This is a genomic window from Pirellulales bacterium (assembly GCA_036267355.1).
Lineage (GTDB): Bacteria > Planctomycetota > Planctomycetia > Pirellulales > DATAWG01 > DATAWG01.
Window position 1 is genome coordinate 1 of sequence record DATAWG010000048.1, and the last position, 9,985, is coordinate 9,985.

The 9,985-nt window shown below is 59.7% G+C and carries 2 protein-coding genes; one reads left to right on the forward strand and one right to left on the reverse strand.

Translation table 11 applies throughout. The features are described from left to right. Positions 1-832: 832 nt before the first annotated feature. The gene (locus tag VHX65_07940; GenBank protein ID HEX3998464.1) at positions 833-5,260 is read left to right on the forward strand and encodes a hypothetical protein; all 4,428 of its coding nucleotides are present in this window, start codon (positions 833-835) and stop codon (positions 5,258-5,260) included. Positions 5,261-5,368: 108 nt separating this feature from the next. Here VHX65_07940 and VHX65_07945 read toward each other — a convergent pair whose 3' ends face one another. Then, the gene (locus tag VHX65_07945) at positions 5,369-8,887 is read right to left on the reverse strand and encodes a hypothetical protein (protein HEX3998465.1); all 3,519 of its coding nucleotides are present in this window, start codon (positions 8,885-8,887) and stop codon (positions 5,369-5,371) included. Positions 8,888-9,985 lie beyond the last annotated feature (1,098 nt).

The following is a 9,985-nucleotide window of genomic DNA, read 5'->3' on the forward strand; positions in this document are numbered from 1 at the left end:
TCTGTCAATCCTTTTTTGCCGTGCGATTGCAGCAATGCCGGACTGACGCTCCCGACCCGCTCAGGGGATGTGAATGAGTGGGTACAGGCACCCCGGTGGAAAACGATTTTTTCGCCGTTTTTCCGACCGGGTTCGGAGCCAGCCCGCATTCCTTCACAAGCTTTCAGGGGATGCACATTGTGACGTTCGTCGAACCCGATGGCAAGTCTTCCGAACAGACTGGCCAGGAACGACTGCCTGACGCTCGCCGCGCTGCGAAGTCGCTACGGGGAGATCCATTCCAAGCGAAGCTTCGAGCGGTCTACCAAAGGCCGATCGGACGACAGGCCCCGGGGCCGCGCGGCGACCAATCCTCGGCACGCTAGCACGCTGGCACGCTAGCAACAGAGATTTGATGATTGACGCTGGAGGGGCAGCCGGATAGGCTCCTGAAAGCTTCGACATGAAATTGGGGCGAATGCCAAAGCACGTCGGACGATCGCCGCAACGCGTTACCGCATGAACGTCGCCCCTCTGAATGTCAATGGTCTTTGACCGATCTGTCAGAAGGCGTCGGCGCGCGTTCTCCCGCTTCGGTTGACGATAGTCATGGCCGCCGGGAGAGGACGCAGGCGCTTTTTCGTTCGGCCGCCGACGCCAAGGCCTTTCCGGACGTCGCGACCAGCGAACGCCGACCGTCATAAAATGAGTCCTTCAAGAAATCGGACTCCTGCGTCCCGGCATACGCAGACCGTCGGCGCCCTTTCCGTTCGGCAGGGCCCGTTAGTGATTACCGAAAAATATGGCGCGGTAGCAATTTAGGAACCATCTTGCAAATCAGGACGACGCGACCATGGCAAAAGCAACCGAATTGGACAAGGATCTGGCCGACGGTTTGAAGGCGGCAAAGTCGAAGCGGTGTTATTTTGCGCTCGTGCTCAAGGGAGGCACCGATGGAGCCATGGTCGTGTCGAAGACCAAGATCCCTGCTCCCGCGATTGCCGACGCGAAAAAGAAAAGCGGCGGTTCCTCGATCGTAAGCGGCTTTGTATCGTATGCAGACGGCGCTTTTCTCTTTGAAACGGCAAAACTTCCTCCGGCAACGGCGGCAGCGGCCGCCAAGACAATCGTCAAGCGCGACGCCGAAATGTCGATTCATGCCGTGTTCCGCATCAGTGCCGACCCCGAACTGACCGCCGAACAGGGAGGGTCGCCTGCCACGCCGTCGCAGAAGCCGCCGACCCTTGACGGCCGGTCGCCAGCCGAATCGGCCTACAACGCCCGCGTCAATGCACTGTCCGCCGACTTGAAGAAGGCGATCGCCTCGGGCACCACGGCCGGCAACGAAGCGAAGCTTCGGTTCAACGAATCGCAGGCGTTTTCGAGCAACAAAGACTTTGCGCAGGCGTTGGCCAGAATCGATGCGGCCGAGGCGCAGATCAAGAAAGCACTGAATGGCGTCCCGCCGGCGCCCTCCGGGATGCGCCGGCTGAACGAGCTCACGCCCAAGATCAAAACGGCACTCGGCGCGGGCGGGCCGAATGCAGCGCGGATTCAAACGCTGCTTGCTTCCGCCACGGGCCTGATAAAGAACGACGAACTGATCCAGGCGGAGAAGGTGCTCGACGAACTTGAGCCACTGTTGGATTCGCCGAAAGGATCGGGCACAGTCGACTTGGCTGCCGAGTGGAAGAAGAAGCTGGCGGATTGGACCCCGGCCATTAAGGCCGCCATCGTCGCCAAGGGGCCAAACGCCGCCGCCATCACCAAGCTGATGGCCCAAGCATCTGCCCTGTCGAAGCCCGGCGGCGACATGCCGGAGGCACTCGCCAAACTCACCGAGTGCCACGAGCTCGCCAAGCCTGCAGTAATCGTGCGCGAGTTGGAAGAAAAGGAGCTAAAGCTTCGATCGCACCTCAACGAGCTTCAGGCCCAATTGCAAGAAGTTGAATCCGAAAAGCTGGCCGTCGAATTCGCGGGAATGAGCATCGACCAGATCGACAACGCGCTTTTCAAGCAAAGCGAAGAGGCTCTGCGGGCACTGGTCGCCTCGAACAATGCGCTTCTCAAAGCATCCGTCCAGGAGGAAGCAGGCGACCCAATCGGAGTTGCACGCGAGTTGCAAGCGAAGGTCGCGAAAGATGAAACAACGAAGGACGATATCGAACGCAAGCGAGAGCTGCTGGAGAAGATGCGCGACAACGGATTCCTGCAAAATCGCGGCGCCAAATCGGGGCCGCCCAAAAACCCCGTTGATGAAGGCGATCTGCGTGAAAAGTTGGCAACCGCGGAAACCGATTTGGCTGCCACCGAAAAGAGCAAAGAATTCCACAAGAAGCTGGCGCAGTTCATCAGCGTCATCAACTCGGCCGTGGCTGAAAAACCCGAGATCGGCGGCGCGGACGTCAATGTGACGTTCGAAAACGGGAAGCAGCAGGCGGATGCCGGCAATTGGAACAAGGCCGACGAATTGCTCGTCGACGCGCATCGCAAGGCGGAACTGGTGCTGAAGCGCAAGCCATTCTTGACGGCAAAACTGGCGAATGAGCCCAAGATCAACGCCGCTAAAAAAATCAAGCAGGTGAACCCGAATTCCAATAAGAATTACGGCGACGAAGTTGACGCCACGTGGAAGGCCATTCTCGCTCTAGCCAAGAACGGCAAATTCGACGTCGCCGCACGAGATCTCGCAGCGCTGGTCAAAACGATCGACGAGCAGATTACTCCCGCGCTCGAACCGGCGCGCAACGAGAATGCGAAAAACCTCGGCCTGCTCAAACAGCAGCTCGAAACGGCCAAGAACGATCCTGGCAAGCTTCGCAAAATCGCGACGGCGATTTTCAAGAACACTTCCGAGGCCGAAGAACTCGGCGTCGATCCCGGCGAGAACGCGCGCAAGCCGTTCGAGGAGGAGACCGTCGGAGCCAACACGTGGAACGTCGCGAATTGCGAGATAACGTTCAAGCGATACGACTGGTTCGCTCTCAAGAAATGCCGCAAGATGGGAAAAATCGAGCTCGAAAAAGGCAAACCGCTTACGTTCACCGACGACGACATGTGGAAGCTCGTGCAGTTTCGCGGCAAAGTCGTCAACGAAGAGATCGACAAGCTTCGCAAGATCTATCCGACCTTGATCGCCAAGGCGTCGGGCAGCGAAGACATCGAATCGGATATCGACATCACATTCGCCACGCCGAATTCCGGCGACGACGTCAAAGCGGCCCAGGCCTTCAACAAGGTCGTCATCACTCGCTTCGGCAAGCCTGCGGGACGCGTGTTCGACGTCAATATCTATCCGCGCGATTACGGCGCCATCAAGGAATCGTTCAAGCCCGACTACAACGTCGATGAAATCGTCGACCACAACATCGACGAACCGGAGCAGGAAGCCTCGATGAAGCTGAGCAAAGTCGATCAGGATGTCGCGACGTTGCTCAAGCAGCGCCGCTTCCTCGAGGAAGCTCAATTCAACCAGATGCTGCAAACGCTGCTCGATTCTAGCCCCGACGAGGCCGTCAAGAAGCGCATCGCAAAGCAATACGAGGAAGGGGAAGACATCTATCTGCAGACGTCGCTGGAAAAGGTCGGCAAGATTCGCGGCAAAGTGGATCTAAATAAGAAGCTGCCGGAGGATCGTGCCGAAAAACATCGGGCCGCGCTGAACAAGGCCATCCGCCAACTGGATGCGCTGAAAGGCAAGGGGGGCCAAGAAAACCTGACGTTGGCGCAGCGCCTCGTGCCGGAGATTCTCGACTTGTTCGAAGAGACTTACCCGGACGAATCGATGGATGTAACCGACGCGCTCTATCTGGAAAAAATGGGCTCGCTCCGCGACGACCAGGCCGCGATCCGCAATAATCAGAAATCGATCGCCGCGCTGCACGAAGCCCCCGCGGCTCATCCCGGCAAAACGTGCGATGAGCTGGAGCACGACGAATGCGATTGGCAGAAGAACCTAACCGCGACGCAAACGGAACTGAACGCGTTGGAGGTGAAGGTCAAGAAGAACATGTTCACGAACATCATCTTCGCCAACGAAGCCATTATGAGCCAAGGCGCCCTCAAGCACGTCGTCCAGGCTCTTCAGGCAAAAACCATCGAAGAAAAGATGGAAAAGCTCGAGAAGCTGACGGCCGAAGACTTGATGCAATCGGTGAACGAACAGGTCGCCGATCTTTTCAAGGAGATGAAGCACTACGACGGCGTGGTCGACGAAGCCGAAGAAGAAGCGCCCGAAGAAGAAAAGAAGTCGGCCAAGAACCGCGCCAACGGCGAAGGCTACGTCCATGCGTCGAAATACTTCTTCCGCCTGCTCGATGCGGCGATCTCTCTGAACCTCAAATATCCCGGCGAGCAGACCGTGCAGGCGCCCTACGACGCGATCAAGAATAGCGGCAACAAGTCCCTCGATCAACTCAAGAAGCAGGTCGACGACATATTGCTCAAGCTGCGCAAGTCGGCCGTGATCCCGCCGGAGGTGAAGGGAGAAGTCGGCGCGTTGGAGATGCAGGAAGTCTTCCCGCAGGTCAAAAACATCCCAAGCTTCCGCACGATGATCAGCGATTTCGCGATCGAGCTCAACAAGCGCATTCGAGCGCTGCCCCAGTTCCAGCAGAGCAAGAAAGACGAGGACAAGCAGCAGCAAGCGCAGAAGGAATATGGCGGCGTCGCGGAAAGCCAACGCGACAAAGCACTGGGCCATGTCCGCGCGCTGGCGAACAAACCCGCCGTTGTGCCCAACGATCTCGTCAAGACGCTCTCCGAACTCGGCATCGATCCGACGGTCAGCGCGAATCTCTTCAACGCCTGGCAATCGGCCGTCAACGCTCGGCCACCGGTCGATCTGGCCGACCTTCAAAGCAAGTTGAGCGCGATCGCCGATTCGGAGGTGTCCGATGAGTTGCAGGCCGTCGCGCGCTGGTTCGAGCGGGCCAATGCGATGCATGCCCTGAATGAGAATCAAGCAACCAAGGCGGTTGCGGGCGAGATCAAAAAAGCGCGGATCGCGATCGAGAATGCCGAGAAGCTGATCGGACGGGTGTCTCAAATCACCGACGGCGCCAAAAAGGCGGCGCGGAAATTGTCCGAGGACGAAAAGAAGCCGCTGCTTGCCGAAATCGCACAGGCAAAGAACGAAATCAACAACGCCCAAGAAAACGTCGGGAAGGCTACCCCTGACGGGATCTCCACGTCGGCGACGAAAATGATCGCTGAAGCCGTGAGCGATCTGCGAACCGTGCTGGGGAACCTCGATCGTCGCAATGCCACGCTGAACGGATGAGCCGGTTCGCAGTTGGTCGCCCGCGAGGCAAACTCGCTAGCGTACGACGTTTCGGGCTATGGCCGATACTCCGCGGGACCATAATCCAGGCGCCGCAAGACGAACGCGTTACCGCGCCGGCTGCGGCAGGCTTGCATCGAACGCCAGCAATCGGCCGTCGGCCAATGCAACGACCAGATTGCCGCCCGACCATGCCAGCGTGGCAATATCCTGCGGCAGAAGTTGTTGAAAAATCACCGCGTTGTGGCCATCGAGAATCTGCAACGTGCCGCCCCAATAGGCAATCGCCTTCCGATCGCCGTCCGTCGCCATCCATTTGACGATTCGATGCGGAATCAGCTTGTCGGCGGCGATGTCTTTGACGTCGTTCGACGGCTTCTTGGCGTCGTCGTCTTCTTTCTTGGAAGGCCGCTGTCCGACAATCTGGCCAGTGGGGCTGATCGTGGTCAACGAACCGTCCAGCGACTTCGCGAGAATCGAGCCGTCGGCCTGCGCGATGATCGAATCGGCCCGATCGGGCAGAATCGCCTGCCAGGCGATGTTCATCGCGCGCACGCCCGTATCCGGATGGCTGGCCGGCGCGATTATACTGCGACTCGGCAACTCCCACGGCGTTAGCGGCTCCATCCCTGCGGCGGCCTCGTACGTGCTGCCGACCGCTTCTTCCAAGCCGGCGGCGTCGGTGGCGATCAGGGCGATCGATTCCTCCCCGGGCCGGATGATATCGAGTTGCCAGGCGATCATGCCGCGATTGCGGCCGGGGAAGTCAGTGCCGACCGCGTAGGGCAATACATTGCGTTTGACGAGCGTATGGATCAGCGGATTGTCGTCGGGCGAGCCAAGCAGAATCGTCGCGCCCTCGAGATCATAGCCGACCACCTCGGGCGAATTGCCACGGCCGGCGATGATTTGACCGTGACCGGTCGGCTCGATTCCGGCAAATGTCGGGGCCTCGTCCTGCGCTACTTCGCGCGGTTTGTTCACGTCCGCGGCAGCGACGATTTTGGCTTGAATGCCCCAGGGCTTCAGGATGTCGGCCAACCGTTTCGCGGCCGCATCGTGATACGCCGCGGTTCCTTTGACGATCGTCACCTGTTTGTGATTGCGGAAGAAGCGAAAAATGTTCTCTCGATCGTTTCCAAACGCGATCGCCCGTGAAGTCGTGCCCGCGAGCGCGCCGCATTGCGGCGGCGACGCGAGCGTGAACATCGCAGTCGATTCATGGCCGGCGAGCAATTCGCGGACGGTGATTTTCCATGTGCCGGGCGGATCATTGGCAGCCAGGGGCAATCGCAATTGGCAAACGCCCGCGGTGGTGGCTCGGTAGAGAGAATAGCGCGTGTTGCCGAGCGGATCGACGAGCCGGATTTCCAACGGCGCCGAGCCGCTCAGCGATTGGCGCTGCTCGTCGACAAGCGTCGCCGTAAGGTTCAACGCCAGTGGCTCCGTTGCGGCCGTATAGTCGCGATCGACGGTGGGTGCAGCGATTTGCACGCCGCCGATCGGGCGAGCCGTGCGAGCAAACGCGCGCATTTCACCGGCGCCGAAGTGGAAGTTGCCCGTCGGTGCGCCAGCCTTGTCCGACAATTCGCAAACCGCTCCGCCTCGCACCGCGTCGTAGATCGGACGCTTGTCGGCAGCCAATGTTATTGTCGCCATGGCCGGCTTGATTCCCAGCAACCCGCCGACCTTTTCGTCATACGCCGCATTGACAGCAAACAAATACTCGATCTCGCCTGCCGCTTGTCGCGATGCAACGATGCCCGGATTATCGCAAGAGAAAACGGGCCGGATGCCGGCCTTGTCGAATTGCCGCTTCAGAGCTGTCGCAATTGGCCGGGCCGCTTGAAACTGTTTGGCCAGCGAAGTGTAAGGCGCCAGCTCTTGATATTTCTTCGCATCAGTGAGCCTTTGGATCGCCGCGGCATCGGGCATCGCCGGCGCCACGCCCAAATCGATCGCGCCCGCAATTCGCACTTTGCAATCGCCCGTCGCCAGCACCAATCCACCATGCGACGCAAACGCTTCCAATCCGGCGACAACTTTCGGCGAAAGATAATCGATCGACACCAGCACGATCGCCTTGTGATTCGCCGCGAGAGTTCCATCCACGACGTCTTCATCCACGACCGTCATCAGCGGCTGCTGAATCATCTTGCTTGCCAGATACACGATCGGCAGATTTCGTCCGTGCGCCGTTTCATGGGCATAATTGGCGTCCATGTGTTGCGACTGGTTATGCACCATGTCGGATAGTGAAAACAGGAGCGCCGCGGGCGGATGGGTGACCGGCATCGTCGTGAAAATCGTCCCGAGCCGGGCCATCGTCTTGTTCGTTTCCACGATCCCGTCGGCCGTCACCAACGCGTTCGGACGCTGAATCTGCATGTCCGGCGGCTTGCACAGCCCTTGGATATTCGTGATGAACGATAGGTATTGCTCCAGGCGATATCGCTCGGACGGCATGTTGCCGTACCATGTCGGCAGATACCAGCAGGGGCGGTTGTAATCGCGCGCCCGAGCGATTTCCAAGAAATACGATGGATTGAAATATCCCGGACCGAAATCATCGTAGCCCCCATGCCCGCTGGCCACCGGCAAGCTTCGTGTGACGTTGAAATAGTAGCCGTCGGTGAAAGCCGAAAAGCCGTATTGGCTTTGATTCAGCGACAGGAAATCCGAGCGCACGGTGCTCACACCGAATTGAGCATCCTTCCAGGCCGCATCCAACAGCCCCAACTTCCAATACGCCCATTTCGTCCAACGGCGAACGTCGTCCGGATTGTCGCCGCGAACCTCGCGAAACGAGATCGGCGGGTGGCCAAAGTCGCTCGTGAACGAGCGCAGTTGCGACGGAATCGAATGCGGCGACGACGCCTTGGTCACCGGATCCGGCAACCAAGTCAGACCCGGCTCGTCATAAAAATGGACGCCGATCGCATTCGGATTCCTCCGAAATTCGAGCGCCGCGCGCACCACCCTCGAACGGCCTCCCGAAAGCACGAACGGATCCGACCAATCGCACTCGCTCCGCAAATCCATCTGATGGCCGCCCCCCATCACGCAATTGCCCGTGAAATCCAAACCGCCGATGATCGAATCATCGCCGGTTGCCGCGGCGTACAGCAAATTGAAACCGAGGCTGTCTTCGCCCATCGCGGCCTGGTCGGCGCCCTTCGCGCTGCTGCCCCAATCGATCAGGCGGAAGGTGGTTTTGCGGATATGGCTATAGACTTCGATCTTGGCCGTCGCGCTTCCGCCGTCGGCGATGACTGCGCCGTCGGTGGTGGCGACGATCGTATATTTGCCCGGCCGCAAGAGCCAGCCATTCAAATGGGCGTGTACCGTGGCGAGTGCGGCGTGCCCATCGACCGGCACCGCGGCAATTGGAAAGTGAAATTCCATTCGGCTGCCGTCTTCGCCGCTCGCCGAAAGCAACAAATCGCCGGCCGGAAGCGCCGTCGCACTGCTGCGCACCACCGCCAAATCGATCGTTTCATTCGTCTGGTATGCGTGTCGCGCCAGCGGCAGCAATAGCTTGATCCCGGCTCCATCGCAAATGCAGGGGGAGGCGAGCAACCATGCGACCGCGAACCACAATAGACGGAAACGTGAAATGGGCTTCATTTCGGACTCGCAATCCAGCTACAGGAGAAGGCGTGCAGGCAGGAAACTGGCGCGGAGCCAGATCGGCAGACCGTCTCTCGGTCGCCGTGCTGCAATTGCCGAAGTCTAGATGCTCGCCGTAGCGTGGTCAACAATTCCCCCATCCGCGCAGACCCCGGCCCGATCTGACGTGTAAGAATCGCGGCTTGCTTGGCGGCGCTAGCTGCCGCGGCGGCTCACCGGCCGCCGCGTTAAGAGTCTTCCCGCGCACGGCCCACGGCCAAGAATGGCCGCGCCCCTTGTGGAAGATGAACTGGGCGCGGGAACGTGTTTTCGAAAACCACGGATCGTTGCAGAAGGGTGCGGGCGATGGGTTCGATATCGCCCCGCACCCAACGTAGCAGGCACACTCCGTGTGCCGTCTGCCCCGCTCTGTGCCCAACCCGCCGCGAAGCGCAGACGGCACACGGAGTGTGCCTACTACGTTGGCGCCTTCATTCGAAATTCATCGTCGCCCGCACCGCGATCGGCGCCGGCGCGCTGCCGCGAAATACTGCCATCGAAATCAAAGCCGCGTAGCGCGCGGCCGTAAGGCCGCACCCAACGTAGCAGGCACACTCCGTGTGCCGTCTGCCCCGCTCTGTGCCCAACCCGCCGCGAAGCGCAGACGGCACACGGAGTGTGCCTGCTACGTTGGCGCCTTATTCGAAATTCATCGTTCGCCGCAATTTTCTGTTGGAATTCGAGCCACGCTTTGTGGCATGCTACGCACAGACGACTCGGCTCGAGGCACTTGAGACGGACGACGCGGGAGAAGGCTACAGGCCACAGACTACAGGACGAAGCATGTCCGCCTCCGGCGGACGTGCCCTGCTTACCTGTAGCCTTCCGCCTGTAGCCTCTTCCGCACCACGCGGCGCCGGCGGTTGGTTCTTGTCCAATGGCGCTGCTAGTCCGTCTTGCTGTACAACGGTCGATCTGCTTGCGGTCGACGGCAAGCGGAGCGATTCAGCGTACCGGCCCCACCGTTTGCGGCCTGATCTCCGCAATAGATCGGACCAGGTAGTGTTTGCCGAGAAGTGAATTCGTAGGCCCCTTTCCCGCTCCTCCTGGGGTTGC